The organism is Microbacterium sp. NPDC058389, from assembly GCF_042722305.1.
In the GTDB taxonomy this organism is placed as follows: domain Bacteria; phylum Actinomycetota; class Actinomycetes; order Actinomycetales; family Microbacteriaceae; genus Microbacterium.
Genome location: NZ_JBHXJQ010000005.1, coordinates 132577 through 157599, shown reverse-complemented (window position 1 = coordinate 157599; position 25023 = coordinate 132577). Strand labels below are relative to the sequence as shown.

The 25023-nt window shown below is 71.3% G+C and carries 25 protein-coding genes; 16 read left to right on the top strand and 9 right to left on the bottom strand.

Going from position 1 to position 25023, the window contains the following annotated elements; translation table 11 throughout:
- Positions 1 to 9: 9 nt before the first annotated feature.
- From urtE to urtA, 5 genes are all read right to left on the bottom strand, one after another.
- Positions 10 to 690, bottom strand: coding sequence for an urea ABC transporter ATP-binding subunit UrtE (urtE, locus tag ACFWJ8_RS09175; protein ID WP_378810791.1), 681 nt, complete (start codon positions 688 to 690; stop codon positions 10 to 12).
- The gene (gene urtD / locus ACFWJ8_RS09170; protein WP_378810790.1) at positions 690 to 1508 is read right to left on the bottom strand and encodes an urea ABC transporter ATP-binding protein UrtD; all 819 of its coding nucleotides are present in this window, start codon (positions 1506 to 1508) and stop codon (positions 690 to 692) included. The genes urtE and urtD overlap by 1 nt, the downstream gene beginning before the upstream one ends.
- Positions 1505 to 2608: an urea ABC transporter permease subunit UrtC gene (urtC, locus tag ACFWJ8_RS09165; RefSeq protein ID WP_378810789.1), complete on the bottom strand. Its 1104-nt coding sequence runs from the start codon at positions 2606 to 2608 to the stop codon at positions 1505 to 1507. The genes urtD and urtC overlap by 4 nt, the downstream gene beginning before the upstream one ends.
- Positions 2605 to 3489 (bottom strand): urea ABC transporter permease subunit UrtB, encoded by an 885-nt coding sequence (gene urtB, locus ACFWJ8_RS09160; protein ID WP_378810788.1) that lies wholly within the window; start codon positions 3487 to 3489, stop codon positions 2605 to 2607. Before urtB ends, urtC begins: the two co-directional genes overlap by 4 nt.
- Before the next feature lie 102 nt (positions 3490 to 3591).
- A complete protein-coding gene (gene urtA, locus ACFWJ8_RS09155) occupies positions 3592 to 4893 on the bottom strand; it encodes an urea ABC transporter substrate-binding protein (protein ID WP_378810787.1) in 1302 nt (433 codons plus the stop codon).
- A gap of 472 nt (positions 4894 to 5365) precedes the next feature.
- Between urtA and ACFWJ8_RS09150 the strand changes: the two genes are divergently transcribed.
- From ACFWJ8_RS09150 to ACFWJ8_RS09120, 7 genes are all read left to right on the top strand, one after another.
- A complete protein-coding gene (locus ACFWJ8_RS09150; RefSeq protein WP_378810786.1) occupies positions 5366 to 5668 on the top strand; it encodes an urease subunit gamma in 303 nt (100 codons plus the stop codon).
- A 9-nt stretch (positions 5669 to 5677) separates the two neighbouring features.
- On the top strand, positions 5678 to 6013 hold the full coding sequence (ureB, locus tag ACFWJ8_RS09145) for an urease subunit beta (protein ID WP_378810785.1): 336 nt from the start codon (positions 5678 to 5680) through the stop codon (positions 6011 to 6013).
- Complete coding sequence (locus ACFWJ8_RS09140; RefSeq protein WP_378810784.1) at positions 6013 to 7716, top strand: urease subunit alpha; 1704 nt, start codon at positions 6013 to 6015, stop codon at positions 7714 to 7716. Before ureB ends, ACFWJ8_RS09140 begins: the two co-directional genes overlap by 1 nt.
- Entirely contained in the window at positions 7716 to 8390 is a 675-nt protein-coding gene (locus ACFWJ8_RS09135; RefSeq protein WP_378810782.1) for an urease accessory protein UreF, read from the top strand. Before ACFWJ8_RS09140 ends, ACFWJ8_RS09135 begins: the two co-directional genes overlap by 1 nt.
- Positions 8383 to 9165: an urease accessory protein UreG gene (gene ureG, locus ACFWJ8_RS09130; RefSeq protein WP_378810781.1), complete on the top strand. Its 783-nt coding sequence runs from the start codon at positions 8383 to 8385 to the stop codon at positions 9163 to 9165. The genes ACFWJ8_RS09135 and ureG overlap by 8 nt, the downstream gene beginning before the upstream one ends.
- On the top strand, positions 9162 to 9893 hold the full coding sequence (locus tag ACFWJ8_RS09125) for an urease accessory protein UreD (protein ID WP_378810779.1): 732 nt from the start codon (positions 9162 to 9164) through the stop codon (positions 9891 to 9893). The genes ureG and ACFWJ8_RS09125 overlap by 4 nt, the downstream gene beginning before the upstream one ends.
- A gap of 70 nt (positions 9894 to 9963) precedes the next feature.
- On the top strand, positions 9964 to 10992 hold the full coding sequence (locus ACFWJ8_RS09120; RefSeq protein WP_378810778.1) for a HoxN/HupN/NixA family nickel/cobalt transporter: 1029 nt from the start codon (positions 9964 to 9966) through the stop codon (positions 10990 to 10992).
- A 52-nt stretch (positions 10993 to 11044) separates the two neighbouring features.
- Here ACFWJ8_RS09120 and ACFWJ8_RS09115 read toward each other — a convergent pair whose 3' ends face one another.
- Positions 11045 to 11599, bottom strand: a complete 555-nt coding sequence (locus tag ACFWJ8_RS09115) for a dihydrofolate reductase family protein (protein ID WP_378810776.1) — start codon at positions 11597 to 11599, stop codon at positions 11045 to 11047.
- Positions 11600 to 11745: 146 nt separating this feature from the next.
- On the opposite strand from ACFWJ8_RS09115, the gene ACFWJ8_RS09110 reads away from it, so the two are divergent.
- Genes ACFWJ8_RS09110 through ACFWJ8_RS09100 form a run of 3 tightly spaced genes read left to right on the top strand, consistent with a single transcriptional unit; the run spans position 11746 to position 16300 of the window.
- Complete coding sequence (locus tag ACFWJ8_RS09110) at positions 11746 to 12222, top strand: DUF2975 domain-containing protein (RefSeq protein WP_378810774.1); 477 nt, start codon at positions 11746 to 11748, stop codon at positions 12220 to 12222.
- Positions 12222 to 12476 (top strand): helix-turn-helix domain-containing protein, encoded by a 255-nt coding sequence (locus ACFWJ8_RS09105; RefSeq protein WP_378810773.1) that lies wholly within the window; start codon positions 12222 to 12224, stop codon positions 12474 to 12476. Before ACFWJ8_RS09110 ends, ACFWJ8_RS09105 begins: the two co-directional genes overlap by 1 nt.
- The gene (locus ACFWJ8_RS09100) at positions 12473 to 16300 is read left to right on the top strand and encodes an SCO7613 C-terminal domain-containing membrane protein (RefSeq protein WP_378810771.1); all 3828 of its coding nucleotides are present in this window, start codon (positions 12473 to 12475) and stop codon (positions 16298 to 16300) included. The genes ACFWJ8_RS09105 and ACFWJ8_RS09100 overlap by 4 nt, the downstream gene beginning before the upstream one ends.
- Before the next feature lie 24 nt (positions 16301 to 16324).
- Here the strand turns inward: ACFWJ8_RS09100 and ACFWJ8_RS09095 are convergent, their stop codons facing one another.
- Together ACFWJ8_RS09095 and ACFWJ8_RS09090 are read right to left on the bottom strand one after the other, a co-directional pair.
- The gene (locus ACFWJ8_RS09095; protein WP_378810770.1) at positions 16325 to 16840 is read right to left on the bottom strand and encodes a glycine cleavage system protein R; all 516 of its coding nucleotides are present in this window, start codon (positions 16838 to 16840) and stop codon (positions 16325 to 16327) included.
- A 21-nt stretch (positions 16841 to 16861) separates the two neighbouring features.
- A complete protein-coding gene (locus ACFWJ8_RS09090) occupies positions 16862 to 17233 on the bottom strand; it encodes a hypothetical protein (RefSeq protein ID WP_378810768.1) in 372 nt (123 codons plus the stop codon).
- 130 nt (positions 17234 to 17363) lie between these two features.
- Here ACFWJ8_RS09090 and ACFWJ8_RS09085 point away from each other — a divergent pair, with 130 nt between their 5' ends.
- The 5 genes from ACFWJ8_RS09085 to ACFWJ8_RS09065 all read left to right on the top strand — a co-directional run bounded on the left by ACFWJ8_RS09085 (position 17364) and on the right by ACFWJ8_RS09065 (position 23546).
- Positions 17364 to 18512 carry a polysaccharide deacetylase family protein gene (locus tag ACFWJ8_RS09085; RefSeq protein WP_378810767.1) on the top strand — a complete coding sequence of 383 codons (1149 nt, stop codon included), beginning with the start codon at positions 17364 to 17366 and terminating at the stop codon, positions 18510 to 18512.
- A gap of 251 nt (positions 18513 to 18763) precedes the next feature.
- A complete protein-coding gene (locus ACFWJ8_RS09080) occupies positions 18764 to 20329 on the top strand; it encodes a sugar transferase (protein WP_378810765.1) in 1566 nt (521 codons plus the stop codon).
- A 239-nt stretch (positions 20330 to 20568) separates the two neighbouring features.
- Positions 20569 to 21216: a hypothetical protein gene (locus ACFWJ8_RS09075; protein ID WP_378810763.1), complete on the top strand. Its 648-nt coding sequence runs from the start codon at positions 20569 to 20571 to the stop codon at positions 21214 to 21216.
- Between the two features lie 6 nt (positions 21217 to 21222).
- Positions 21223 to 22524: an MFS transporter gene (locus ACFWJ8_RS09070; RefSeq protein ID WP_378810761.1), complete on the top strand. Its 1302-nt coding sequence runs from the start codon at positions 21223 to 21225 to the stop codon at positions 22522 to 22524.
- On the top strand, positions 22521 to 23546 hold the full coding sequence (locus ACFWJ8_RS09065) for a hypothetical protein (RefSeq protein WP_378810760.1): 1026 nt from the start codon (positions 22521 to 22523) through the stop codon (positions 23544 to 23546). Before ACFWJ8_RS09070 ends, ACFWJ8_RS09065 begins: the two co-directional genes overlap by 4 nt.
- A gap of 50 nt (positions 23547 to 23596) precedes the next feature.
- On the opposite strand, the gene ACFWJ8_RS09060 is transcribed toward ACFWJ8_RS09065, so the two are convergent.
- Positions 23597 to 24025: a VanZ family protein gene (locus ACFWJ8_RS09060; RefSeq protein WP_378810759.1), complete on the bottom strand. Its 429-nt coding sequence runs from the start codon at positions 24023 to 24025 to the stop codon at positions 23597 to 23599.
- Between the two features lie 91 nt (positions 24026 to 24116).
- Here ACFWJ8_RS09060 and ACFWJ8_RS09055 point away from each other — a divergent pair, with 91 nt between their 5' ends.
- Positions 24117 to 25022 (top strand): glycosyltransferase family 2 protein, encoded by a 906-nt coding sequence (locus tag ACFWJ8_RS09055; protein WP_378810758.1) that lies wholly within the window; start codon positions 24117 to 24119, stop codon positions 25020 to 25022.
- The last annotated feature ends 1 nt before the right edge of the window (position 25023 follow it).

The window sequence follows — 25023 nt, the reverse complement described above, 5'->3', positions numbered from 1 at the left end:
CGATCTGATTCAGATGGCCATCGCGTGACGCACCGTGTCGGCGGCGGCCGCACCTCCCTGTCCTGTCATGGTGATCCGGCCGGCCTGCAGCACGGAGAAGGTGTTCGTGGAGCGCAGCGCGAAGCCGACGTGCTGCTCGACGAGCAGGACGGAGAGGTCGCCGCGCCGGGTGAGCGCGATGATGACCCGCTCGATGTCGGCGACGATGTTGGGCTGGATGCCCTCCGTGGGTTCGTCGAGCACCAGCAGCCTCGGCTTGGTGAGCAGAGTGCGGGCGATCGCGAGCTGCTGCCGCTGGCCACCGGACAGCAGGCCGGCACGCCGGCCGAGGAGCTCCTTGAGCGCCGGGAAGAGGTCGAACACCTCGTCGATGTCCGAATGCCGCTTCGCCACGAGCTGCAGGTTCTCCAGGGTGGTCATCTGGGGGAACGACTGCTGACCCTGAGGGACGTAACCGAGACCGCGCCGGACCCGCTGGGAGGGCGGCATCCGGGTCACGTCCTCGCCGTCGATCAGCACCCTGCCGCTCATCGCCGGGATCAAGCCCGTCGCGACCCGGAGGAGCGTCGTCTTGCCGGCCCCGTTGTGGCCCATCACCGACACCGCCTCCCCGTGGGGAACCCGCACGGTGACGTCGTGCAGCACCTTCGTGCGACCGTAGCCGGCCGTGACCCCTGCGATCTCGAGCATCAGTGACCCCTGCCTTCCGCTGCGGCGTCGGCCGCTGATCCGAGGTAGACCTCCTGGACACGCGGGTCCGCCTGGACCTGTTCCACGGTGCCCGCCGTGAGCAGCTTGCCGGTGTGCATGACGGTCACCCATTCGGCGTAGTTGCGGACGAAGTCCATGTCGTGCTCGATGACGATGATGGTGCGCTCGTCGCCGATGCGGCGCAGCAGCTGCCCCGTCTCGTCGCGTTCGTCGACGTTCATCCCGGCGACGGGTTCGTCGAGGAACATCACCTGAGCGTCCTGCACCAGCAGCATGCCGATCTCCAGCCATTGCTTCTGACCGTGCGCGAGGATGCCGGCGGGCCGGTCTCTCAGGGCGGTGAGCCCGATGGTCTCCAGCGCCTCTTCGACGTACTCGGGCACTCCGCGGCGCGTGAGCGGAAGCCCCCACGCGCTGCGGTGCAGCCCACCCGCGATGTCGAGGTTCTGCAGCACCGACAACTCGTCGAAGACGGTCGCGGTCTGGAACGTGCGGCCCACCCCGGCCCGGATGATCTTGTTCGTCTTCATCGCCACGAGATCCATGCCGTTGTACACGGCGGTGCCGGAGGCGGGGACGAGCCCGGTCAGCGCATCCACGAGCGTCGTCTTCCCTGCGCCGTTCGGCCCGATCAGGAAGTGCACCTGCCCCTTGAGCATGAGCAGGCTGACGTCGTCGACCGCCGTGAAGCCGTCGAAGGTCACGGTCAGGTTCGCCACGGCCACCGAGGTCTCGGCGTCGGGCACCAGCGTCTCGCCGGCGCTCACCGCCGCGGCATCCTCTTCGATTCCGGTCATGCCGACACCTCCGGTTCCGCGGTGGCGTGCACCACGGGCTTGTCCGTTCTCACGCGCACCATGAGCGCCTTCGTCCGGTCGAACAGCGACGCCAGCCCGTTCGGCAGGAACAGGGTGACCAGGACGAACACCAGCCCGAGTACGTAGACCCAGCCCTCCGGCCAGCTGGACGCGAGGCTCGACTGCCCCCACCCGATCGCCATCGCGCCCAGCACCGGGCCGAACAGCGACGCGCGCCCTCCGAGCGCCACACCGGCGATCATCAGGATCGACGCGGAGGCGCCGATCTCCTGCGGCGTGATGATCCCGACCAGCGGCACGAACATCGCACCGCCGATGCTCGCCATCACCGCGGCGATGACGAACGCCACGAGCTTGATGTTGGCGGGGTCGTAGCCGAGGAAGCGGACCCGTTCCTCGGCATCCCGCGTCGCGAGCAGGAGCTCGCCGAACCGGCTGCGATAGAGCTGCCACGCGACGAGCATGCAGACGATGAGCAGGCCGACGGTGATCATGTAGATCATGATCTTGTTCGCGTCGTCGTTCAGGACGTAGCCGAAGAAGTACTTGAACCCGCTCAGTCCCGTGTCTCCCCCGGTCTCGCGGATCGTCGAGCTGATGAACACGGCGAGCGCGACCGCGAGCGCCTGGGTGAGGATCGCGAAGTACGCGCCCTTGACCCGACGTTTGAACAGTGCGTAGCCCAGTGCCCCGGCCACGATCACCGGGAGCAGGACGATCGCCAGCACGGTGAACCACTCGCTGCGGAACGGCTCCCAGAACGCCGGAACCGGCGCGAGCGGGTCGTAGAGGATCATGAAGGTCGGGGTCGCGTCGGGCCCCGCGGTCTCCAGCGTCAGGTGCATCGCCATGGCGTAGGCGCCCAGCCCGAAGAAGACGCCCTGACCCATGACGAGCATGCCGCCGCGTCCCCACGCGAGACCGATGCCGACAGCGACGATCGCCCAGGCGCTGTACTTGCCGAGATTGTTGATCCAGTGCATCGACAGGACGGCCGGCGCCACCGCGAGCAGCAGGAAGGCGAACACCGCGATGCCGACGAGCGACGTCCACGGCCTGATCTTGGTGAGCATCGTCATGCCAGCCCCCTCGTGCGAACGGTGAACAGGCCCTGCGGACGGATCTGCAGGAAGATCACGACGAGGACGAAGGCGAGGACCTGCGCGAGGCTGCCGGTCGTCCAGTCGGCGAAGAGCGCCATCGCGATCCCGATGGCCAGGGCGGCGATCACCGTCCCCTTGATCTGGCCGATGCCGCCGACCACCACCACGAGGAACGCGGGGATGATGTACTGCACCCCCATCTGGGAGTTGGTGCCGCCGATCAGCGAGGCGGCCACCCCGGCGACGCCTGCCAGGCCCGACCCGACGAAGAACGTGAGGCGGTCGACCCGGCGCGTGCGGATGCCCGCCGTCTCGGCGAGGTCGCGGTTCTGCACGGTCGCCCGGATGCGGCGACCGAAGGAGGTGTACTTAAGCCAGGCGGCGAGCGCGGCGACGCACACCGCCGCGAGCGCGATGGTGAACACCTGACGGAGCGGCCAGGCGTAGCCGAAGACGTCGATCTGGCCCTGGAGCCAGCCGGGGTTCTCCACGGGAACGCCCTGAGCCGGGAAGATCTGCAGCGCTGCCTGCTGGAGGATCAGCGCGACACCGACGGTGACGAGGAGGGTGTCGAGGGGCCTCCGGTACATCCATTGCAGGATGCTCACCTCGAGCAGCAGCCCGAGCAGGCCGGCGACGACGAAGGCGACCGGCAGTGCCACCGGGATGGAGATGTTGCTGTCGGGGATCACGAGCTGGGTGAGATAGGTGACGAACGCGCCCGCCATGATGAACTCGCCGTGGGCCATGTTGATCACCCCCATCTGCCCGAAGGTGAGCGTGAGGCCGAGGGCGGCCAGCAGCAGCAGCGCGCCGAGCGCCGAGCCGTTGAGCAGCGGCGGTATGAGTGCGTCCATGCGTGGTCACTCCCTTCTGTGCGGAATGCGACGTCTGATGAAGCGGGAGGGGATGCGGGGCTCTGTGCCGCGTGGAGCACGGAGCCCCGCATCCTGGTCGACTCAGCCGGCGGCGGCCACGAGCGACTTGCGGACGTCCTCGGGGAACCAGTCATAGCCTTCGAGGTACGGGTCCGGCTCGATGAACTCGTCGGAGGCCCACACGATGTCGAACTGGTTCTCGGCGTTGATCTTGCCGATGTGGCCGGGCTTCGAGATGTGGTGGTTCTCGCCGTCGAGCGTGACGACCCCCTCGGGGGCGTCGACGGTGATCTCGTTCTCCACTGCGGCCTCGTTGATCGCGTCGACGTCGAACGAGCCGGCGGCCTCCGCAAGGGCCTTGTAGAGGTAGAGCGAGATGTACGCGGCCTCCATCGGGTCGCTGGTCACGCCGCTGGAGCCGGGGTACGCCTTCCACGCGTCGATGAACGCCGGGTTGTTGGGCGTGTCGAGCGACTGGAAGTAGTTCCACGACGCGAAGTTGCCGGTGACCTCGTGGCCCATCGCCGGTGCCTCCTCCTCGGCGATCGACACGGAGATGATCGGGGTCGTCTCCGGGCTGAGGCCGGCGTCGTAGTACGCCTTGACGAAGCCGACGTTCGACGAGCCGTTGATCGTGTTGAAGATGAAGTCGGGCTTCGCCTCCACGATCTTGGCGACCTGCGTCGTCCAGTCGTCCTTGTCGAGCGGCACGTACTCCTCGCCGACGATCTCGATGCCGAGCTCCGCCGCGTACAGCTTGATGATGGCGTTCGCCGTGCGCGGGAAGACGTAGTCGGAACCGGCGAGGAACAGCGTCTTCACCCCCTGCGATGCGAGGTAGTCCATCGCCGGGATGATCTGCTGGTTGGTGGTCGCGCCGGTGTAGTAGATGTTGGGCGAGGACTCCAGGCCCTCGTACTGCACCGGGTAGAAGAACAGGCCGTTGTGCTCCTCGACGACCGGCTTCACAGCCTTCCGCGACGAGGACGTCCAGCCGCCGAAGATCGCGGCGACGCAGTCCTGGGTGAGCAGCTTCTCGGTCTTCTCGGCGAAGGTCGGCCAGTCGGTGGCGCCGTCCTCCTGGACGTACTCGATCTGCTTGCCCAGGATGCCGCCGTCGGCGTTGATCTCGTCCGCGGCCATGTGCAGCACGTTGGACACGGTCTTCTCCGAGATGGCCATCCCGCCCGTGAGGGAGTTCAGGAAGCCGAGCTTGATGGTGTCGCCGGACGTGTCGACGCAGCTTGCTGCGGCCGCTTCCGAGGCGGTCGGTGCGGCGTCGCCGGCGCGACTGCCGCAGCCGGAGAGGACCAGGGCGGTGCTCGTGACGAGCGCCCCCGCGGCGAGGATCGCCCTCAGGCGCTTCCTGCTCGTGGTGATCATGCTGTGCTCCGTTCGTTGTGATGCGAGACGCGAATCGCGAACGGAGCACACACCGGGCGCCACCTGGCGCACGACAGGAACCGCCCGCGGGGCGGATCCGTCGGATGCGCCGCTCGCCGGTCAGGGATTGCTGGTGGTGCTCGTCGGCCGGGCCGTCGTACAGCGAGGGTCCGACCCGTTTCCTCGTCGGCGGCAGGGTTCCGTCGACGGCTGCAGGTGATCCCACGATGGGGGTGCGGCATTACATTGCCATTGCTCGTGTGTATCGCATGTGTAAACAGTCGTTCGGGTGCGCGCCATCATCCGTTGATATTCCGGGGTTGCGAGCGCACGCGTCATCTTCGAGTGGATGCAGTCACTCGAGCGTGATGACAGACTTCTGACACATCGACTCCGCCCATGGGAGCGGATCGGTGTGTCAGCGAACCGGCACCCCCGGCCGATTCGCCCCGGTCGACGACGGAGGAAGCCGATGCACCTGTCACCCGCAGACACGGAGAAGCTGCTGCTGGCCGTGGCAGGCATGGTGGCCCGCGACCGCAGAGCGCGCGGCGTCAAGCTCAACCACCCCGAGGCCGTCGCACTGCTGTCGACCTGGGTCATCGAGCGCGCCCGGGACGGTGCCGAGGTGGCTCAGCTGATGACCGAGGGGCGCGCGGTCCTCGGCCGCGACGACGTCATGGACGGCGTGGCGGACATGCTCGCCGACGTCCAGGTCGAGGCGACCTTTCCCGACGGGCGCAAGCTCGTCACCCTTCACCACCCGATCGATTGAGAGACTGCCATGGCATCAGGTTCGGCATCCGGCCCCGGCGCGATCCGCGTGAGACCGGGATGGATCGAGCTCAACGCGGACCGCACGGACGACGAGAGGCTCGAACTCGTCATCCTCAACACCGGCGATCGGCCCGTCCAGATCGGCTCGCACATCCATCTGCCGGACGTGAACGCCGCACTCGAGTTCGACCGCGCGGCCGCCGCCGGCTTCCGCCTCGACATCCCGTCGGGAACCTCCGAGAGGTTCGAGCCGGGGGTCTCCAAGCGCATCGCAGCGGTGGCGCTGCGAGGACGCCGGCGGGTGCCGGGCATTCAGCTGCGGCCGACCGAGGAGGGTCGCTGATGGTGCGCATCGACCGGGAGAGATACGCCGCGATCTACGGCCCTACCGCGGGCGACCAGGTGCGGCTCGGCGACACGGACCTGTGGATCGAGCTCGAAGACGACCTCACCGTCGGCGGCGAGGAGGCCGTGTTCGGCGGGGGCAAGTCGATCCGCGAGTCCATGGCGCAGAGCACGCTCTCCCGCGCCGAGGGAGCGCTCGACACCGTCATCACCAACGCCGTCGTCCTCGACTGGTGGGGCATCGTCCGGGCGGATGTCGGCATCCGGGGAGGGCGCATCGTCGGGATCGGCAGGGCCGGCAATCCCGACATCGCGGACGGCGTCGATCCGCGGCTCGTCATCGGCCCTTCGACCGACGTGATCTCGGGCGAGGGGAAGATCCTCACGGCCGGGGCGATCGACTCGCACGTCCACCTGCTGTCTCCGTCGCAGATCCACGAGGCACTGGCGGCCGGCGTCACCACGATCGTCGGCGGTGGGACGGGTCCTTCCGAGGGCTCGAAGGCGACCACGGTGACCCCGGGCTCGTGGCATCTCGAGCAGATGCACCGTTCGCTCGACCGGTTCCCCGTGAACGTGCTGCTGCTCGGCAAGGGCAACACGGTCTCGGCCGCCGCGTTCGAGGAGCAGGCGCTCGCCGGCGCCGCCGGCTACAAGGTGCATGAGGACTGGGGGTCGACCCCCGCCGCGATCGACGCCAGCCTGCGCGCCGCCGAGGAGTGGGGGCTGCAGGTCGCGCTGCACAGCGACTCGCTCAACGAGGCCGGGTTCGTCGAGTCGAGCATCGCCGCGATCGCGGGCCGCAGCATCCACGCGTTCCACGTCGAAGGAGCCGGCGGTGGACACGCGCCCGACATCCTGTCGATCGCGGGGCTGCCGTACGTCATCCCCGGATCGACGAATCCGACGCTGCCCCACACCGTCAACACCGTCGCCGAGCACCTCGACATGCTGATGGTCTGCCACCACCTCAACCCGGGCGTGCCCGAGGACCTGGCGTTCGCCGAGTCCCGCATCCGCGCCACCACGATCGCCGCCGAGGACATCCTGCACGACATGGGCGCGATCTCCATCACCTCGTCGGATGCCCAGGCGATGGGCCGCATCGGCGAGGTGGTCACGCGCACCTGGCAGGTCGCCCACGTCATGAAGGCGCGGCGCGGGCCTTTGGGCGGAGGGCTCCCCGCCGACAACGAACGGGCCCGTCGGTACGTCGCGAAGTACACCGTGAACCCCGCGATCGCGCACGGGATCGATGACGAGGTCGGCTCGATCGAGGTGGGCAAGCTCGCCGACCTGGTGCTGTGGGATCCGCGCTTCTTCGGATTCCGGCCCAGCGTCGTGATCAAGGGCGGCGGCCTCGTCTGGGGAGCGCTCGGCGACCCGAACGCCTCGATCCCCACGCCGCAGCCGGTACTGATGCGTCCGTCGTTCGCCGACGCGATCGGCGGGTCGCTGTCGGTGTCGTTCGTCTCGCCCGCGGCGCTGGAGGCGGGGCTCGCCGAACGCCTGGGACTGACCCGTCGCCTGCTGCCGCTGCGCTCCACGCGGCAGATCGGGAAGGCCGACATGCGCAACAACGACGCCCTGCCCCGGATCGACATCCGGCCCGACACCTTCGACATCGCCATCGACGGCGACCGGGTCGAGCCGGCTCCCGCGGCGCGGCTTCCGCTCGCGCAGCTCTACCAGCTCTTCTGATGCGTCCCCTCTCCTCGACCACCGCCGCCATGCTGCTCGCCGACGCACGGCTGCCGTCGGGCGGCCACGCGCACTCCGCGGGCGTGGAGCCGGCAGTCATGGCCGGGGTCTCTCCGGCGGAGCTGCCGGCGCTCCTCCGCGGGCGGGCATCCACGACCACGCTCGTCGAAGCGGGGACCGCCGTGGCCGCACGGCACGCGCACCTCACCGGCGGCGCGCTGGACGAGGTCGAGGCGGCGTGGGCGGCGCGGACCCCGAGCAGGGCGCAGCGGGATGCCGCGCGGATGCTCGCGCGGGGCTACCTGCGGGTCGGCGCGCGACTGTTCCCCGGCGACGCGGCGATCCGGACGTGGAGCGACCGCGCGGCGCCGCCGCCCAGGCCCTGCGTGCTCGGCGTCATGGCGGTCGGATTCGCGATGACGCCGCTGGAGCTCGCGCGCCTCGTCGCCTACGACGACATGCAGGCTGCGGCGGCCGCCGTCCTCAAACTCGAGCCGCGCGATCCGCTCGACCTCGTGTCGCTCGTCGTCGAGTCGTGCGCCGAGATCGAGGACGACCTGGTCGCGATCGCCGCCATCACCGATCCGACCGAGATCCCCGCGCTCAGCGCACCGCAATCCGAAGCGTGGGCAGAAGCCCACGCGCGAACCACGAGGAGGCTCTTCCGTGCCTGATTCCCCCGCATCCCGCGCCCTTCGCCTCGGCGTCGCCGGCCCCGTCGGCACCGGCAAGTCGTCGCTCATCGCGACGATCTGCCGCGCCCTCGCCGACGAGATCCGCATCGGCGTGATCACCAACGACATCTACACCGACGAGGACGCCCGCTTCCTCCGGTCGGCGGGAGTGCTCGAGCCCGAGCGCATCGTGGCCGTCGAGACGGGCGCATGCCCCCACACCGCGATCCGGGACGACGTCACCGCGAACCTGCTCGCCGCCGAGGATCTGGAACGGGCGTTCGCGCCGCTGGACATGGTCGTGATCGAGTCCGGTGGCGACAACCTCACCGCCACGTTCTCACCGGCGCTCGTCGACGCGCAGATCTTCGTCCTCGACGTGGCGGGCGGCGGGGATGTCGCCCGCAAGGGCGGGCCGGGCATCGGCCGCGCCGATCTGCTGGTGGTGAACAAGACCGACCTCGCCCCGTACGTGGGTGTGGACGTCCCGCAGATGGTGAGCGATGCGACCTCGGCGCGCGACGGCCGGCCCGTGCTGGCGCTCTCGCGGACCGACGCCGCATCGGTGGCGGCCTTGCGTCAGTGGGTGCTCGCGATGCTGGCCGCGCACCGTGCCGGCTCGCACGTGCCGCAGGACCCGGGACCGATGGCGCCCCACTTCCACGCGGACGAGGAGGGCAACAGCTACCTCCACACGCACGCGGACGGGGAGGACGCGCACGGGCATCCCGTCGGCGAGGAGGCGCACAGCCACGCCGGCCACGCGCACCCATGACGCAGACGGTCGTCGAGATCTCGCCGCGCGGCGGCGAGGCGTCGTGCGCGCTGGCGGGCGAGCTGGTCGTGCCGCGACTGGTCCGGCGTGTGGGCCGCCGCGTCGAGGTCGCCCTCGTCGCGGGGAGGGCGATGCTCCTGCCCGGCGACGAGGTCAGGATCGAGATCCGCGTCGGCGAGGGCTGCACGCTCGACCTCGTCGACATCGGCGGACTCGTCGTCTACGGCCGCGCCGGCGAGACGGGCGCCCCCTCGCGCTGGCACGCCCGCATCGACCTCGCGCAGCACGCGTCCCTCGGCTGGGATGGTCTGCCGACGGTGATCACGGATGCCGGCGACCTCAGTCGCTCGCTGACCGTGCGGCTCGCGCACGGGTCGTCGGCGGTCCTGCGCGAGACACTCGTCCTCGGCCGCACCGGGGAGCGCGGCGGCCGCCTCCACGCCGACGCCGACATCGCGGATGCCGTCGGGCCGATCCTGCGGGAGACGCTCGTGGTCGACGGTCGCGACGCGGTCCCGGGTGTGCTCGGGGATCAGCGCGTCCTGGACAGCATCCTCTCTCTCGGAGAGCACGGCGACGCGTCCGACGTGCCCGGAGCCACTCGTCTCGAGTTCGAACGGGGCGGGTGGGCGCTGCGCTACCTCGGCGACGCCGCGCACCGCAGCCCGCTGAACGGCGCCCGCATCGGCGACGCCGCGCAGGAGCGGGAGCCGGTCGGCACCGCGTGACCCCGCAGCTGCGGACCGACGCCCCACCCGTCGACCCATCTCCACCGATCCGCTCCGGAAAGGAGCACCCGTGAACCGTACGACTCCTGCCGCTCGACACGTCCTCGTCGCCGTCGGTGCGCTCCTCCTGGTCAGCTGGGGCCTCTTCGCGGCCGTGGTGCTGCCCGGCGACTACCAGGCCGGCACCACCACGTTCGGCGTCGGGCTCGCCGTCACCGCCTTCGTGCTGGGCATGCGCCACGCCTTCGACGCCGACCACATCGCCGCCATCGACAACACCAGCCGCAAACTCGTCGCCGACGGGCGGGATCCGTCGAGCGTCGGCCTATGGTTCGCGCTCGGGCACTCGACCGTGGTGCTGGTCGCGGTGGGTCTGGTCACCGCCGGGGTGGGCGCGCTCACCGCGCAGATCGGGGTGGATCAGTCGCCCCTGGCGATCTTCACGGGCGTATGGGGGCCGACCGTGTCGAGCCTGTTCCTCCTCGTCATGGCGACGGTGAACCTCACCATCCTCGTGCGCCTGATCCGCAGCGCGCGCCGGGGAGGGACCACCTCCGACCAGCCGACCGGCGGCGGCGTCGTGTCACTGCTGGTCGCCCGGACCTCCGCGGCGCTGGATGCCCCGTGGAAGATGTTCGTCGTCGGCCTGCTGTTCGGCCTGGGATTCGACACGGCATCCACGATCGCGCTGCTCCTGATCGCCGGCGGTGCGGGCATCGTGATGCCCTGGTACGCGGCGATGGTGCTCCCCCTGCTGTTCACCGCGGGGATGGTCATGTGCGACGGCGTCAACAGCATCGTCACCTCGAGGATCTACCGCTGGTCGGCCGACCAGCCCGAGCGGCGGGTGCGGTACAACGCCGCCCTGATCTCGATCTCGGTCGCGGTCGCGCTCGTCGTCGGCACCGTGGGCCTGTGCGGCGTCCTCGTGGACTCGTTCGGCGTGAGCCTGCCCCCTGTGGAGGCCGTCGCCGCGACGGATCTCGACTCGTTCGGGCTGATGATCGTCGGAGCGCTGCTTGTCGCGTGGCTCGTCAGCTGGGTGGTCGCCCGCTCGGGGGGTCCTGCGGCGACCGCGCAGGGGATCGACGCGACGTGACCGGCGGTCGACGGATCGCCGATCACCGGCGGCACCCGCATGGTGCGACCGGTCAGACGATTCGATACCCCAGGTAGACGAACCCGTTCGCAAAGCGGTGCTCGGCGAACAGCTCCAGGTCGAGCCGCAGACCGTCGTCGAGGAAGCGGGTGCCGCCGCCGACAACCGAGGGTGCCACGACGACGTGGACCTCGTCGAGCAGACCGGCACGGGCGGCGGCCGAGGCCAGCAGACCGCCGCCGATCGCGACCGGACCGGGTGAGGCATCCCGCATCCGCCGCACGTCGGCGGGATCGAAGACCGGCCGCAGCTCGGTGCGCCGCGTCGTCACCGCCTCGAGGGTCGACGAGTACACGACCTTGTCGATGTCGCGCCATTGCAGTGCGAACGCGCGCTCGGCGGGCGGCAGGTCGTCGAGCGGGAAGTCGTCCCACGCCTTCATGACCTCGTAGACCTTGCGGCCGTACAGGTGGACGCGCGCCGGCGCGAGCAGGTCGTTGACGAAGGAATGGACCTCGGCGTCGGGCGTCGCCCAGCCCCAGCGGCCGTCGGGACCGGCGATGTAGCCGTCGAGCGAGGCGGAGTTGAAGTAGATCAGCGAGCCCACGCCCGGCACGCTACCCGGCGCCCCGCGGACGCATAACCCCCGGCGGGGGTTCGCGGGCGATCCTCAGGTTGCCCTCTTGTGCGAGAAGTGGATGCCGCCGCTATTGTTTCTCGATAGGTACATGCCGTTTATCGATAGGTTGACACATGCAACGCACCACGATCGTCGTCCTCAAGGTCCTGATCGCGGGTCTGCTCGCCCTGCTGTTGGTCTGCCAGATCTTCGTCGTGCCGGCCGTCGCCGCGCAGTCCGCCGTGCGGTACGCCGAGATCGCGTACTTCGAGATCCCGGGCACCATCGTCGGCATCCTCTTCCTGCTGTGCGTGCAGGTCGTGCTGGTGTGCGTGTGGCGCCTGCTGTCGCTCGTGCGAGAAGACAGCATCTTCAGCGACAGCGCCTTCCCCGACGTCGACGTGAGCCTCGCGGCCGTCGTGTTCGCGACACTCCTCGTGCTGATCGCACTCGTCGCCCTGAGCTTCACCGGGTTCATGACGCCGTCGATCACGCTCCTCCTGCTGCTCGGCGTCGTCGTCGGCGCGGGGCTGTCGCTGCTGATCGTCGTGCTGCGCGGCCTCCTGCGCAAGGCGTCGCGGCTCGAGGCGGACCTCGCGGAGGTGGTGTGATGCCGATCATCATCAACCTCGACGTGCAGCTGGCGAAGAAGAAGATGTCGGTCACCGACTTCGCCGCCGCCATCGACATCACGCCGGCCAACGTGTCGGTGCTCAAGAACGGCCGCGCGAAGGCGGTGCGGTTCACGACACTCGACGCGATCTGCCGCGTGCTGGACTGCCAGCCCGGCGACATCCTGGAATGGGTGCCCGACGACCACCCGGCGGCCGTCGCCGCCGAGTCCGGCACCGAGGCCGACGGATGAGCACCGTCGCGCACGAGCGTCGGTCGCCGGCCTGGAACGACAAGGCCATCGCCGAGCTGCTCGACGTCGTCCGCTGTCCGGTGTGCGCGGGCGGCATCGTGTCGGAGCGGCGCTGCCCGACCTGCGGCGCGGACTTCGACGGGCCGATCGGGCGCGACCTCTGGCTGGCGTCGCAGCGCGCGGTCGAGGCGCTCAAGGCGCGCCAGGCCGTGCTCGACCGCGTGCCGTCGCTCCCGGTTCCGCCGGCGCCGGCCGCGGCGACTCCGGGAGCCGGGATGCCGGGGGCCGCGGCATCCACCATCCCCGCGCCGGGCGCGGGGGAACCGGGCCCGCCGCTGCCGCCCGTGCACCGGACCGGCGACGCGCCGGTGCCTGCCCCCGGCGCATCGGCATCGGTGCAGTCGGTGCTGGCCGTGGCGGGTGCGGGCCTCGTCGCGGTCGCCGCACTCGTGTTCACCTTCTTCAACCCCGATCTCGACGACCCGATCATCCGCACCGGGATCGTCGGCGCGATCGCGGCGGCGTTCCTCGGCGGTGCGCCGCTGCTGGCCCGCCGGCGGCTGCGGCTGTCGGCGGAGGCGATCGGCGCGCTCGGGGTCGTGTTCCTCGCCCTCACGGTGACGGCGGCGCTGCCGTTCGCGCGCAACGGATGGGTCTCGGCGGGGCTCGTCGCCCTCGTCGCCGGCGGTGCGCTCGCGCTGCTCGGCCCGCGGGCGCACATCCGGGCGTGGCTGTGGTGCGGCGTCGTCGCGCTGGCGTTCGCGCCGCTGCTGCTCGCACTGGGAGCCGGATCGGCGCTCGTCGCGACGGCGGGCTGCCTCACCTCGGCGGCCGCCGCGAGCGCCCTGATCGCGCTCACGAGGGGCGGCGCCGAGCGCGTCACGCTCACGATCGCGCAACTCGTGTTCGCGGCGACGGCCGTCGCACTCATCCCCGCGACCGTCGTCGAGACGGGCCTCGGACCGGCGTGGATCGCCGCTCCGACGCTGCTCGGGGTCGCCGCCGTCGCGGTGGCCGCCACCTACGCCCCGACGCGCGGGCTGTGGAGCGGCATCGCCGGCGCCGCGCTCGTCGGCGCCGCCACCTCGCTCACGCTCGGCGCCCTCGGGACGGCGCCCGTCGGCGGAGCGATCGCATTGCTGCCGACCACCGCCGGCGCCGGGCTCGTACTGGTCGGCGTCCTCACGCCGCTGCACCGTCTCGTCTCGCGGGGGGCGCTGTTCACGGGCGCGGTGCTCGTCGTCGCGGTCATCGCCGCGGCGCCGACGCTCATGGCCCTGCTGGCGCTGGCGGCCGGGATCGCACGCCCCGGGGCGCAGGAAGCGCTACTGCCACCCGACAGCGCGTGGGGGCTGCCCGCGGGGCTGTTCGCCCTGGCGCTCACCCTGGCGTCGTTCGCCGCGATCACGCGCGACGACGCAGCGGGCCGGGGGGCGGCATCCACTCCTCCCGGGTCCGTGGCGCGCGACCAACGGTCGCGGCACGTGGCGGATGCCCCCGACGCCGCCGACTCCCCGCAGACAGGCCCCGGCGTCTGGACGCCGACACCGCTCGGCACGCGCTGGCTCGGGTTCCTCGGTGCGTGGTACGCGGTGCTGGCGTTCCTCACGGTGCTGGCGCTTCCGGCGATCGACACGTGGGCGCGGATCGCCGTCGGGCTCGGCGCGGCCGTCTGCGCGAGCGCCGTCGTCCTGACGGTGCTGCGGGATGCCTCAGCCTCGGTCCGGATGCCGCTCGTGGTCGGCGCGCACGCCGCCGTCGTGTACGCGGCCGTGCTGTCGTGGGCCGACACCGGTCTCGCGGTCGCCGCGGGTCCGGCCGTCGTCGCCGCCGCAGGCGTGCTGATGCTGACGGTGCCGCGCCCGGCGCGGTTCGTGCACGTCGCACTGGGATTCGCCTACGCGCTCGTCGTGCTGGCGACTGCGCTCGACCGCTCCGGGACCGACGCGATCGTCGCCGTCTGCCTCACGACGTGCGCGGCCGGCGTCGTCGCCATCGCCGTGACGTTCGCACGGCGCGTGCGGCTGCACGAGTGGTACGCCGTGCTGACGGTCACCGCAGTTCCGTTCGCCGTGGGCGTCGCGCAGGTGCTGTTCGAGCGCAGCGGCTGGACCGCACTGTCGACCGCCGTCATCTTCTGCCTCGCGCTCACGCTCGTGACGACCACCCGCCCCGGACTCGGCCTGCCGGTGCGCACGCTCGCCGCCGCCACGCTGGTGCCCGCGCTGGCGGTCGTCGCCGTCTGCCTCGGCGCTCAGCTGCTGCCGATGAGCGGCTCGCCCGTCGTGCTCCCGGTCATCGCCGGACTCGTCGCCGTCACGCTCGCGGCGGGGGACAGCATCGGCACGGCACTCGCCCGCCGCCTCCCCCGGGCATCGGCGCGTGCCGCCGGCCTGGCGATCGAGGCTTCCGCCCTGCTCACCGCGGCCATCGCCGTCGGCCTGGCGCTCGTGCGCACCGCCGCCGGGCTGCCGACGACCCTGCTCGTGCTCCTGATCCTCGGCGCCGGGTTCGCGGTGACCGCCGTGCTCTCACCGCGCCGCTACGCGTGGCCCCTCGCCGGCGCGGCGCTGACCGGCGCCCTCTGGACCGCGTGGGGACTCGCCGGCGTCACGGGCCTGGAGCCCTACGTGCTGCCGCCCGCGCTCGGGGCCGCCGCCGTCGCCGCGGTGCTGACCGCGCGCGGCCGCCGGGCGACCGGCCTGTACACGGCCGGACTCGGGGTCGCCGTGATCGCGGTGCTGCTCGTTGCGGCGGCGGGGCGGGATGCCGGCCTGCCGGCGCTCCCGGGCGCCACCGGATCCGAACCCCGGACGTTCGCGCTCGTGGCTGCCGCGTGGCTGTTGACCGCGGCATCCCTCGCCGTCCGACGGGTGGACGACCCGCGCGTGCGCCGGCTGCGGGGGCTGACGACCCCGACCCTCGCGTTCGCCATCACGGCAGCCGCCGGCGCGGCGGTGCAGGGGGTGCGGTGGGGCACCGGGATGGACGCCGCGCCCACCGATCCCGCGATCGTCGGCGCACTCCTGTTCGGCGTCATCGGCGCCGGTGCCGCGGCGAGCGCGGCACGGCTGCTCCACCGCTCGGCGACACCCGGGGCCCTGCTTGCCCGCACGCGCTGGCTGGGCGCGCCGGCCGTGCTCATCGTGGGCCTCGCGACGTGGCCGGCGATCGAACGCGACTGGGTCTCGATCTGGACGATGTGGGGCCTCGCCGTGGCGTTGCTGACGCTCCTGGTCGTGGTCGCCGCGCGCGGCCTGCGGGGCCCGACCGCGCTGCCGCCGGTGCCGTTCCTGTTCGCTGTCTCGTTCGTCACCGCCGTCGTCGCCTGGAGCCCCCGCGACCTGCGCGTCGAGTGGTTCTCGCTGCCGCTCGGGCTGTTCCTGCTCGCGGCCGGCGCGCTCGCGATGCAGCATCCGGGGTCCCGCGTCGCGTCCCCGTCGCTCAGGGACTGGCCGGCGGGCTGGAGCGGCTCATGGGCCCTCCTCGGCCCGGGGCTGCTCGTGACGCTCAGCGCCTCGGTCGCCGCGACCTACACCGACCCCCGCACGTGGCGGGCGATCCTCGTGATGGCGATCGCGCTCGTCGCGATCCTCGTGGGGGCGACGCTGCGCCTCGCTGCGCCGTTCCTCATCGGCATCGTGGTGCTGCCGGTCGAGAACGTGCTGGCGTTCGTCGTGCAGATCGGCCGCGGCATCGAGGCGATGCCGTGGTGGATCACCCTGTCGGTCGTGGGCGCGGTGCTCCTCATCATCGCCGTGGCATACGAGCGGCGGGCCGGCGAGGGGTCGGGGCTGACGGCGCGGCTGCGCGACCTCGCCTGACCGGGCAGGGGGGCGTGGGGCGGCTCAGGCGCCGAGGGTCACGTCGACCTGGATCTCGGTCGCGAGGCGCTCCAGCTCCGCGGTGAGGGCGTCGAGATCGACGGATGCCGGCACCCGTGCGGCGACCGTCGCCTCGAAGAGGCGGCCGCCGTACATCGCGGCGTCGGTGGTGCGGGTCGCCATGCGGTCGATCGTCACCCCGTGCGCGCTCAGCACCGCGCTGATGTCGCGGACGATGCCGGCGCGGTCGTTGCCCACGACCTCGAGCGTGAGCGCACGGCCGGGTGCGACACCTGCGGCTCCTTCCGCTCCCGCGTGGACCGTGACCTTCAGGAGCCCGTCGAGCGACGACAGTGCGGCGCGCAGGTCGTCGGCCCGCTCGCGGGCCACCGAGACCTCGATGATCCCCGCGAACGCGCCCGCGAGCTCGGCGAGCTGGCTGTTCTCCCAGTTGCCGCCGTGTGCGCCGACGACGTCGGCGACCGCCGCGACGAGTCCGGACCGGTCGTCGCCGACCACGGTGAGCACAAGCGTCGTCATGGGCTCACTGTACCGACGCGGTCATCGCGGAGCGAGGGCGTCGCCGACGGGGAACGGCAGCGGGAAGCGCTCCGGGTTCGCGCCCACGGCGGACGCGGCGCCATACTCGTCGGCGACGACGACGACGCCCCGCGGACTCGCCTCGCCGATCCGCACGGGACGCTCCGAGCCGTCGGCGAACCGCAGCGTCCAGCGGTCGGCGAGGTAGCCGATGCCGAGTTCCTCGAGCAGCTCCTCGGCGTCGAGCCACTCCAGCGGCTCGCCGTCGGCGCCGCCGGGCGTGCGCTCGCGGCCGAGCAGGTCGAACACCCGGAACCCGTCGCCGTCGGCCCGCATCCAGCCGAGCACCTCGCCGTCGGGACGGCGGTGTTCGATCCAGTCCGGGGGCAGCATCCGTCGAGCGTAGCGGGGTCACGAGGGTTCTCCACAGCCGGGCGCGCGGGAGCACGTCCGGGTGCCCCATCCGGGTATCCTCCAAACAGGCGGCCGCGCGGGGAATCGCGGTCCGGATCTGGGGATTCACATGGCCACTGCCGGCTCTCCTGCACCCACGCGCAAGCGGCGAGGCCGCGTGTTCGCCGGCGTCGCGGTCGGCGTCGTCGTGCTCGCCGCGGTGGCGGGCACGATCACGGCGATCACGATGGCGAGGGCGGGAGCGGATGCCGCACCCGTCGCCGTCCCGACGTCGACCGCCACGCCCGCTCCGACACCTTCGCCGACGCCGCTCACCGCCGAGGAGCAGCTGCTCGCGACGGTGACCGACCCGGCCGCCTGCGCGGTCAGCTTCACCGGCGACGGGGTCACCGACGCACCTCAGCTGCAGACGCAGGGCGCGCTGTACGCGGGCCTGCCGATCCCGGCGCGCGACGGCCTCGTGTTCGCAGGCTGGTACGCGACGCCGGCCGATGCCGCGGCCCTCGCGATCCCCGGCCGCGTCAACGGGTCGGAGCCCGTGGTGTGCGCCGATCGGCGCGTGACGCTGTACGGCGCGTGGGTGAGCCCCGAGCAGAACGCGGCCGAGAACGCCCGCATCCCGATCCTCATGTACCACCAGTTCACGGCGAAGCCCGAGGGCGAGTCGGGGTGGCTGCGTGGCAATTACGCCTACATCGGCGACTTCGACGCGCACATGAACCACATCGCCACCGGCGGCTTCTACCTGCCGACGTGGGACGAGCTGTCGGCGTTCATCGACGGACGCCTGTTCCTGCCGAACCACTCGGTGATCGTCACCGACGACGACGCCGACCAGTCGTGGTTCGACCTCGCGGCGCCCGTCGTCGACAAGTACAAGGTGCTCACGACATCGTTCATGATCACGGCGTACCGGCAGGACCCCGCCCCCAACCTGTACGTGCTGCGGCGCTCGCACACGCACGACATGCACCAGGCGGGCGACAACGGCAAGGGACGCATGGTCAACTGGACGGCCGACCAGATCGCCGCAGACATGGAGGCCTCGGCCATCGTGCTCGGCGTCAAGGAGATCATGGCCTACCCGTACGGCCACTACAACGACACGGCCAAGCAGGGGCTGCGGCAGGCGGGCTGGGAGATGGCGCGCACGATCGAACCCGGGTACGTCACGATCGGCACCGACAAGCTCGCACTGCCCGTGGCGCGCATCAACTACGGCATGGGCCTCGACGCGCTGGTCGGCCTGATCGGCTGAACTCTGAGCGCAACCCTAGGACGCACTACCGGTTTCCCTTAAGGCTTGTCAAGCATTCATAGAAAAACCCTTCCGGTCTGTGGACTCCGGGCGTACAGTGACTTCTCGCAGGGGATCTGGGGATCCCTTCGACCCGACACCCGGCCGGGTCTCGCACTGGGGTTGGTCAGCTCGGCACCGGAACCCGACAACGACGTCGCGCCGACCAGTGGGAAGTTGATGTCTGCTAAGGACGCGTCATCGTGCGCGCGGTGGACCGCGGTCTGAACCAGACCGCGTTCGACGCGGCGCCCGCGGGCGCCGGCGGAGTGACCCGAACACTCCGCCGACGCCCGATCCTTCCGCGCCCGCTGTTCGATACGCTTCCCGCTGCCGTTGCCCCACGTGTCCAGCCGTCGTTGGAACGCCGCAGGCTCTGGGAGCGGCGATTCCGGCGGCGGCTGGACGTCACCGACGCGGTCAGCATCACCGTCGCCGTGTCGGCCGCCGTCTTCGTCGAGACCGGGCCCATCGAGACGTGGGCAGACCTTGCAGGGCCGGTGCGCATCGGGGTCTTCGTGGTCGCCGCGTGGCTGATGCTGCTGTGGCTCGCCCGGACGCGCGAGCCGGCCGTCCTCGGCGCCGGCTCGGCCGAGTACAAGCGCATCGGGCACGCGACGGGCCTCGCCTTCGGCATCCTGTCGACCGCCTTCATCCTCGCCCAGCTGCCCGGGCTGCGCGCGCAGCTGCTCGTGGCCATGCCGTTCGGGCTGGTGACCCTCGTCTTCAGCAGGTGGCTGTGGCGCAAGTGGCTGATCCACGAGCGCGAGCGCGGCGAGTGCGTGTCTCGCGTCATCGTCGCCGGATCCCGCGACGACGTCGAGTACGTCATCGAGAAGCTCGTCGACGACCCCCACCACGCGTATCACGTCATCGGGGCGACGACGACGGACGGACTGATCGACCCGATCCGCATCGGCGACCACCTGTACCCGGTCATCGGATCCATCCGCTCCACCGCGACGTACGGCCGCGCCTCGGGCGCCGACGCGATCGTCGTGGCCAGCACGCCCGACGACGACCGCGACTTCGTCCGGCGGCTCGGCTGGGAGCTGGAGGGGACCGCGGCGGAGCTGGTGCTCTGCAACCGCCTCACCGATGTGGCCGGTCCGCGACTGTCACTGCGGCCGCTCGACGGCCTGCCGCTCGTGCAGGTGAAGATCCCCGAGTTCGAGGGCGGCATCCACGCCATCAAGCGCGGGATGGACGTCGTGCTGTCGCTGCTCGCGCTCGTCCCGATCCTCCTCCTGACGCCCGTCATCGCCCTCGCCATCAAGCTCGACACCCCCGGTCCGGTGCTGTTCCACCAACTGCGGGTGGGCCGCGACGGACGGCAGTTCTGGATGATGAAGTTCCGCACGATGGTCGTCGACGCCGAATCCAGCCGCGACAGCCTCCATGCCCGGAACGAAGGCGCCGGTCCGCTGTTCAAGCTCAAGCGGGACCCCCGGGTGACCCGCGTGGGGGCGGTCCTGCGCAAGTTCTCGATCGACGAGCTGCCGCAGTTCGCGAACGTGCTGCGCGGTGACATGAGCATCGTCGGGCCCCGTCCGCCGCTGCCCGCCGAAGTCACCGCGTACGACGGCACCGTCTACCGCCGGCTGTATCTCAAGCCCGGCATCACGGGGCTGTGGCAGATCAGCGGGCGCAGCGACCTGTCGTGGGAGGACAGCGTGCGGCTGGACCTCGGGTACGTCGAGAACTGGTCCATCGCCACCGACCTCATGATCATGTGGCGCACCGCCAAGGTCATGGTCGCGCCGAAGGGGGCGTACTGATGGGCCTTCACCGTCTTCGGCCGGCGACAACGGCGTCGCCGGCCGATGGGAGCCGGATCCGCGGTCGCGAGCCGACACGGACCGCCGGGTGCACAACGGCGATCGCGCGAGCGGCCATCGCCCAGTCCCCCAAGCGGGCGTGGCCGCGGGTCCCTGGGAGCACGCGCCGATCGGCGCGGCCACGGCAGGGGACGAGCCCGGGCCGGGGTTAGGGCGCGAAGACGGTTTGGGGGCCGCGCATGGAAGTCCAGCAGGAATCGAAGACCGCGCATCGGAGCGGGCTGACTCGGCCGATGTGGGGTGCGCTCATCGCGGTGGGAGCCGTCGTGCTCATCACCGCCGGAGCCGCGGTGTGGCTCTTCGTCGCTCCCGTCGGCGGACCGGGCGGGGCAGGGGCGGCACCGCATCCGTCGCCGGCCGCGGTCGCGACCCAGGGCCCCCTTCCGGAGGCCACGCCGACGACCGGCAGCGAGGTGCTCCCGCCGCCGGCCGAAGACACGGAGGGCGGGCTGCCGCTTCCGCCCTCGACCGCAACGCTTTTCACCGGACCGCTGCCGGCATCCGCCTCCGGCGCCGCAGACCTCGTCGACGGCTTCCCGTCGGACGTGATGGGACCGGCCCCCGAGGCGACCGTCGTGCAGAACGAGATCGCGACCGAGGGCGAGATGGTGCAGGTGTCGCTCGTGGCCCGCACGCAGGCGTCGCCCCAGGAGGTCATCGACCACTACGCACAGCTGTGGGCGTCGAAGGGCCTCGTGGCCGCACCGGAGAGTGCGGACGGATCCGTCGCCTACACGAGCGCCCTCGACTCCCTGACTCTGGCGTTCACGCCCGCCACGGGGACGGGCACGGTGTACATGGTGCACGGGGTCTTCCGGACGAACTGACGCGGCATGTACATCTCCCTCTCGAACAAGCCCGGACCCGACGAGCAGGAAGGCACGCCGCCCGCTGCGCCCGCGCACAGGCCCCGAGGCGTGCGCACGGTCTCATCGACGGTCGTCACCCTCGGCATCGTGTCGATGCTGACCGACATCTCCTCCGAGTCGGTTTCCGCGATCCTGCCGCTGTACATCACGGGCGTCCTCGGCCTCTCCACGATCGCCTTCGGATTCCTCGACGGCCTCTACCAAGGGGTGAGCGCCCTCGTCCGCATCGCAGGCGGCTACGTCTCCGACCGCGTCGATCAGCCCAAGTGGGTCGCGTTCGTCGGCTACGCCCTCGCCGCCGTCGCACGGCTCGGGCTGCTCTTCGGGTCGGGCTTCGCCGCGATCACCGCCGTGATCACGGCGGACCGCGTGGGAAAGGGCATCCGCACCGCGCCACGGGACTCTCTCATCACGGCCGCCTCACGGCCCGACAATCTCGGCACCTCGTTCGGGGTGCACCGCACGCTCGATAACATCGGCGCCGCCGTCGGCCCCCTGCTCGCATTCTTCATCCTGCTCGTCGTCCCCGACGGCTACGACACGATCTTCGCGACGTCGTTCGCTTTCGCCGCGATCGGCGTCCTGATCCTCGGCATCGTGGTCCCCAACGTCCGCACCCGCGCGCGGAGGACGGCTCCCGCAGACGCTGAGCGATCGGATGCCGCCCCCCGGCCACGATTCGACTGGAGCGTCGTCACGTCCGGCCCCATGCGCCGGCTGCTGGCGGCGGCCGGCATGCTGGGCCTGCTCACGATCGGCGACGGCTTCGTCTACCTCGTGCTGCAGTCGCGCGGCGGCTTCGCCGCGCAGTGGTTCCCGCTCTTCTACGTCGGCACGAACGTGGCCTTCCTCGCGCTCGCGATCCCCCTCGGCGCGCTCGCCGACCGCATCGGCCGCACGCGCGTGTTCGTCTGGGGGCATGTGGCTCTGCTGGCGACCTACGTCACCGCGGCCCTGCCGATCGCCGACATCGCCGCGACGGTGCTGTGCCTCATGTTCCTCGGCGCGTTCTATGCGGCGACCGACGGCGTGCTCGCCGCGCTCGCCGCCCAGCTGACGACACCGGAGACCCACGGGACGGGGATCGCCGCAGCGCAGACGGTCGTCGCCCTGGCGCGCTTCCTCTCGGCGGTGGGGTTCGGGTTCCTCTGGTACGCGGTCGGCCGCGAGAACTCGATCCTCATCGTCGCGGGCGTCCTGGCGGTCGCCATCCCGGTCGCCGCGGTACTGCTGCGGCCCCTCCTGTCGACTCGAGACCGGTCATGACGGACCGGAGCAAGTGGCTCATCGTCGCCCTGGCGTCGGTGCTCCTGCTGGGCGTCGCAACCGGGGTCGGAGTGATCGGCTGGTACCAGTACCAGGCGAGGGGATCCGCCGCCAGCACGGTCCAGACGGCCTCGCCGGCGGACTGGGCCACCGGCGACCGTGTGGTGTTCCGCAACACCGCGATGGGCGAAGGCTACGGGCAGGTCGCGAGCGTCCGGCTCGACGACCCGGGAGGCCCCCGAGCCGTCATCGCCCAAGCCTGCGATCGCGTGACCGCGACCGACGGCAGGTTCGTCTGCCTGCGCTCCGAGCGGGGGATCGTTCCGCGCTACACCGCGACGCTCTTCGACGACGACGGCCGCGAGGTGGAGTCATGGCCGCTCGCCGGCATCCCGAGCCGCGCCCGGATCTCTCCCGACGGCACGCTCATCGCGACGACGGCCTTCGTGACAGGGCATTCGTACGCGACGGTGGGCTTCTCGACCGCGACCACGGTGCACACGACCGACGGTCGCGACGAGGGCAATCTCGAGGACTACACGCTCGTCGTCGACGGCGAGGTCGTCGCCCCCGTCGATCGCAACTACTGGGGCGTGACCTTCGTAGACGACGTCACCTTCTACGCCACGGCGGGACTCACGACGACGGGCACGACCTATCTGGTGCGCGGCGACCTGGAGACCCGCACGCTCACCTCGATCGCCGAGGACGTGGAATGCCCCTCGCTCTCACCGGACGGCTCGCGCATCGCCTTCAAGCGCGTCACCTCGGGATCCGGCCCCACCGTGCACTGGACTCCCGCGATCATGGACCTGGCCAGCGGATCCGTCCGGGTCCTGGATGCCGAGACCCGCAACGTCGACGACCAGATCGCCTGGCTCGACGACGACACGATCCTCTACGGACTCCCGCGTGAGGGGGTGGCCGGCGACACGGACGTCTGGTCGCTCGCCGCCGACGGCTCGGGCGCGCCCGAGCTGTTCATCGAACACGCATGGTCCCCGTCCGTGGTGCGAGGGTAGCCGCGACCATGCTGTGCCAGAGCGAGCGCGTCGTTCCGCCGGGGGCCCGGCTAGCGCCCACCATCCGGGGGTGTCGCACCGCGGCGTCGGAGCACGACCAGCCACGCGATGGCCGCGCCGACCGCGGCGCCGAGGCCGTTGGCGAGCACGTCGCGCAGACTCGGGCTGCGTTCCGGAATCAGCACCTGCACCAGCTCGACCGTGACCGACAGGGCCAGTGCGAGGGTGGCGCCCCACAGGTGGTGGCGCATCAGCACGGTGAGCAGGAGACCCAGCGGAACGAACATCAGGACGTTCGCGGCGAACTCGACCCATCCGGCGCCGAACGGCACCAGTCCCGTGCCGTCGTGAAGCCACCGCGTGAACGCCGCGATGACGTCACCGTACGAGACGGGCGCGAAGACCACCGCGGCGACGGCGCTCACGTAGACCACGAGACCGACCACCGCCCATCGCGGCCGGCGCGCTTGGCTCCCCATCCCGCCACTCTGGCACGACGGGCGGCCCGGATCCCAGCGCCGTATGCCGTGCGGTGGCGCGGGGGAGCTCCATCACGGGGAGGAGAAGAGGATGCTGACTGTCGTCATCGCCGCGCACAACGAGGAGAGCATCATCGGCGCGTGCCTGGATGCACTGCTGGCGCAGCCCGAGAGCGCGGTCGAGCGCATCATCGTCTGCGCGAACGGCTGCACCGACCGCACGGCAGAGATCGCCGCCACCCGAGGCGTGCGGGTGATCGACCGTCGCCAGGCCGGCAAGCCCGGCGCGCTCAACGCCGGCGACGAGATCGCGACGGGGTTCCCCCGCATCTACCTGGATGCCGACATCATCGTGCCCGTGGGCGCTCTGGGGTCGATCATCTCGCGCTTCGACGCCGCGCCGTCGGCGCTCGCGGTGGTGCCGCGGCGCCGCATCGAGACCACGGGACGCCCCTGGCCGGTGAGAGCCTACTTCTCGATCAACGAGCGCCTGCCGGCGTTCCGCAAGGGCCTGTTCGGGCGGGGCCTCATCGCCCTCTCCGAGACGGGCCGCGCACGCTTCGGCGCCTTCCCGGACGTCATCTCCGACGACCTCTTCGTCGACGCGCAGTACACCGATGAGGAGAAGGCCGAGGCGGAGGACGTCGTGATCGTGGTCGAGGCACCGTGGACGACCAGCAGCCTCGTGAACCGCCTGGTGCGGGTCCGCCGCGGCAACGCACAGATGCGCGCGGCGGCGGCCGATCAGCAGATCGCCGTCGCGGTGCGGCCGTCGGATCGATGGGCATGGCTGCGCGACGTCGTCGCCCGGGAACCGCGCCTGATCCTGGCCGCCGCACCCTACGTCGCGATCACCCTCCTCGCGTCGCTCCGCGCGAGGCGCTCCGACGGCACCGGGACGGCGTGGGGTCAGGACCGCAGCACGCGGGACGCCTCAGCGGTCGCGGCACAGGGTGGCGTCCCTGCTGCCGACCCGGCCGCTCTCGCGGAGGGCTGAA

Bases quoted from the DNA above. Each gene is read 5' to 3' on its own strand.
- urtE (WP_378810791.1), bottom strand. From the start codon at position 690: ATGCTCGAGATCGCAGGGGTCACGGCCGGCTACGGTCGCACGAAGGTG.
- urtD (WP_378810790.1), bottom strand. From the start codon at position 1,508: ATGACCGGAATCGAAGAGGATGCCGCGGCGGTGAGCGCCGGCGAGACG.
- urtC (WP_378810789.1), bottom strand. From the start codon at position 2,608: ATGACGATGCTCACCAAGATCAGGCCGTGGACGTCGCTCGTCGGCATC.
- urtB (WP_378810788.1), bottom strand. From the start codon at position 3,489: ATGGACGCACTCATACCGCCGCTGCTCAACGGCTCGGCGCTCGGCGCG.
- urtA (WP_378810787.1), bottom strand. From the start codon at position 4,893: ATGATCACCACGAGCAGGAAGCGCCTGAGGGCGATCCTCGCCGCGGGG.
- ACFWJ8_RS09150 (WP_378810786.1), top strand. From the start codon at position 5,366: ATGCACCTGTCACCCGCAGACACGGAGAAGCTGCTGCTGGCCGTGGCA.
- ureB (WP_378810785.1), top strand. From the start codon at position 5,678: ATGGCATCAGGTTCGGCATCCGGCCCCGGCGCGATCCGCGTGAGACCG.
- ACFWJ8_RS09140 (WP_378810784.1), top strand. From the start codon at position 6,013: ATGGTGCGCATCGACCGGGAGAGATACGCCGCGATCTACGGCCCTACC.
- ACFWJ8_RS09135 (WP_378810782.1), top strand. From the start codon at position 7,716: ATGCGTCCCCTCTCCTCGACCACCGCCGCCATGCTGCTCGCCGACGCA.
- ACFWJ8_RS09125 (WP_378810779.1), top strand. From the start codon at position 9,162: ATGACGCAGACGGTCGTCGAGATCTCGCCGCGCGGCGGCGAGGCGTCG.
- ACFWJ8_RS09110 (WP_378810774.1), top strand. From the start codon at position 11,746: ATGCAACGCACCACGATCGTCGTCCTCAAGGTCCTGATCGCGGGTCTG.
- ACFWJ8_RS09105 (WP_378810773.1), top strand. From the start codon at position 12,222: ATGCCGATCATCATCAACCTCGACGTGCAGCTGGCGAAGAAGAAGATG.
- ACFWJ8_RS09100 (WP_378810771.1), top strand. From the start codon at position 12,473: ATGAGCACCGTCGCGCACGAGCGTCGGTCGCCGGCCTGGAACGACAAG.
- ACFWJ8_RS09095 (WP_378810770.1), bottom strand. From the start codon at position 16,840: ATGACGACGCTTGTGCTCACCGTGGTCGGCGACGACCGGTCCGGACTC.
- ACFWJ8_RS09090 (WP_378810768.1), bottom strand. From the start codon at position 17,233: ATGCTGCCCCCGGACTGGATCGAACACCGCCGTCCCGACGGCGAGGTG.
- ACFWJ8_RS09085 (WP_378810767.1), top strand. From the start codon at position 17,364: ATGGCCACTGCCGGCTCTCCTGCACCCACGCGCAAGCGGCGAGGCCGC.
- ACFWJ8_RS09075 (WP_378810763.1), top strand. From the start codon at position 20,569: ATGGAAGTCCAGCAGGAATCGAAGACCGCGCATCGGAGCGGGCTGACT.
- ACFWJ8_RS09070 (WP_378810761.1), top strand. From the start codon at position 21,223: ATGTACATCTCCCTCTCGAACAAGCCCGGACCCGACGAGCAGGAAGGC.
- ACFWJ8_RS09065 (WP_378810760.1), top strand. From the start codon at position 22,521: ATGACGGACCGGAGCAAGTGGCTCATCGTCGCCCTGGCGTCGGTGCTC.
- ACFWJ8_RS09060 (WP_378810759.1), bottom strand. From the start codon at position 24,025: ATGGGGAGCCAAGCGCGCCGGCCGCGATGGGCGGTGGTCGGTCTCGTG.
- ACFWJ8_RS09055 (WP_378810758.1), top strand. From the start codon at position 24,117: ATGCTGACTGTCGTCATCGCCGCGCACAACGAGGAGAGCATCATCGGC.